The following is a 1,183-nucleotide window of genomic DNA, read 5'->3' on the forward strand; positions in this document are numbered from 1 at the left end:
GCGCGGGCTGCGCACCCGCCTGTACTACCGCAGCCGCCTGCGCCGCCCGCTGGACCCGGGTCTCGCGGTGTACTGCGCCTACTGGGGCCGCGGCTACGCCTGCAACCCGGCGGCGGTCCACGCCAAGGCCCGCGAACTCGCCCCGCACCTGCGGGGCGTCTTCCTGGTGGAGCCGGACGCCGTCCCCACACTGCCGCCGGACGTGGAGTACGCGGTGACCGGCACCCGGAAGTACTGGGACCTGCTGGCCCGCGCCACCTACCTGATCTCCAACGCCAATTTCCCCGACGCCGTCGTCAAGCGCCCCGGCACCGTCCACCTCCAGACGCAGCACGGCACGCCGCTGAAGCGGATGGGGCTCGACCAGGCCGCCCATCCGGTGGTGGCCGCCGCCACCGGCAGCTTCACCAAGCTGCTGGCCCGGGTCTCCCGCTGGGACCACAACCTCTCCTCCAACCCGCACTCCACCGAGACCTGGGAGCGCGTCTTCCCCGGCGGGCACGAGACGCTGGAGTACGGCTACCCCCGCAACGACGTGTACTGCACGGCCACCGCCCACGACGTGGCGCGGATCCGCCGCGAACTGGGCATCCCCGAGGGCGCCACCGCCGTGCTCCACGCCCCCACCCACCGCGACCACGCCGAGGGGTTCGACCCCGCCGGCATCGACCCGGTGCGGCTGGCGGAGGCGGCCGGGGAGGACGCGGTGGTGCTGCTGCGCGCCCACTACTTCCACGACCGGGCCGGCGGCGCACGCACCGCGGCCTCCCCGCGGGTGATCGACGTGACCTCCCACCGTTCGGCGGAGGAGGTGTGCCTGGCGGCGGACGTGCTGGTCACCGACTACTCCTCCCTCATGTTCGACTACGCCGTCCTCGACCGCCCGATCGTCGTCCACGCCCCCGACCGGGACGTCTACGGCGCCGTCCGGGGCTTCACCTTCGACCTCTTCGCCGAGCCCCCCGGGCCCGTCTCCCGCACCGCCGACGGCCTCTACCGCCTCCTCGCCGAAGGCGCCCACGCCACCGCGGAGTCCGCCCGCCTGCGTGCCGCCTTCCGCCGCCGCTTCTGCCCCTGGGACGACGGGCACGCCGCGGAGCGGGTCGTCCGCCGCGTCCTCCTGGGCGAGCCTCCCGAAGCCCTCCCTCCGGTCGTCCCCCTCGACGCCCGCACCCCGGCTCCC

The 1,183-nt window shown here is 75.0% G+C and carries 1 protein-coding gene; it reads left to right on the forward strand.

Annotated features, from left to right (window positions below):
• Positions 1-1,183: CDP-glycerol glycerophosphotransferase family protein (locus tag HW445_RS31810; RefSeq protein ID WP_257231432.1), on the forward strand; the 1,183-nt coding region annotated here is incomplete at both ends.

This window comes from Streptomyces sp. UH6 (assembly GCF_013421635.1).
Lineage (GTDB): Bacteria > Actinomycetota > Actinomycetes > Streptomycetales > Streptomycetaceae > Streptomyces > Streptomyces abyssomicinicus.